The organism is Micromonospora parva, from assembly GCF_000718515.1.
In the GTDB taxonomy this organism is placed as follows: domain Bacteria; phylum Actinomycetota; class Actinomycetes; order Mycobacteriales; family Micromonosporaceae; genus Micromonospora; species Micromonospora parva.
Genome location: NZ_JNZS01000058.1, coordinates 1 through 965, shown reverse-complemented (window position 1 = coordinate 965; position 965 = coordinate 1). Strand labels below are relative to the sequence as shown.

Below are 965 nucleotides of genomic sequence, written 5' to 3'. Positions count from 1 at the left end.
CGTCCAGTTGTCGGTGTTGTAGTCGTTGTAGCACAACTTCGCGTTCGGATCCGCCGCGTCCGCCGCCCGGAACGCCGCCTCGATCCAGTCATTGCCCGTCCGCTGCAAATTCGAGTCACGACGCGCACCCGAACTACCATCCGCGAACGCCTCGTTCACCACATCCCACGCCACCACCTGACCCCGGAAGTGCGTGGCCACCTGCGTCACATGATTGAGCATCGCCTGCCGCAGGGCACTACCACTCATGCTCTGCATCCAACCCGGCTGCTGCGAATGCCACGCCAACGTGTGACCCCGCACGCTCATACCCCGAGACCGTCACCGAATTGAACTCACGGTTCAAAATCGTCGTGTACGCACTATCAGACAACTTGTTCGCCGCCACCGCCGTACCGAAATACCGCCCCTTCTCCGCAGCCGACGCGCCCAGCGTCGTACCGGCGGCTGCCGGCGCGGTCATGAACAGCGCCATACCGGCGGCGAGGGCCCCCGCGCTGGTCAGCGCGATGGCGGCTCTCGATGCCGCCTTCCATCTCGCATTTCTCATCGTGTGACTCCTTCTCGGGTGGTGGGGTGGAAGGGGAAATCAGGACACCGAACAGGCGGCACCGTTGAGTGCGAACGAAGCGGGCTTGCCGGTGCCGCCCTCATGCGTGGCCTGGAAGCCGATCTCGACCGACGCGTTCGGGGCGATGGTGCCGTTGTAGGAGACGTTGCGGGCGGTCACCGCACCGCTCGTCGGCGCGTACTGGGCGTTCCAGCCGCCGGTGATGCGCTGCCCGCTGGGCAGGGTGAAGGTCAGCGCCCAGCCGTTCACGGCGGTGGTGCCGGTGTTGGTGATGGCCACACTCGCGGTGAGGCCGTTGTTCCAGGCGTTGACCGTGTAGCCGACCCGGCAGGCACCCTCGCTCGGCGGCGGGGTCGTCGGCGGCGGAGTGGTCGGGGGTGGGGTGGTCGGGGGT

Annotated in this window: 1 protein-coding gene and 1 pseudogene; both read right to left on the bottom strand. The window is 66.7% G+C overall.

The window, feature by feature from the left end:
• Positions 1-475: pseudogene (locus tag IF22_RS34820) on the bottom strand (endo-1,4-beta-xylanase); the annotation flags it as partial.
• Positions 476-589: 114 nt separating this feature from the next.
• Positions 590-965: cellulose binding domain-containing protein (locus IF22_RS0132595; protein ID WP_030338370.1), on the bottom strand; the 376-nt coding region annotated here is incomplete at its 5' end.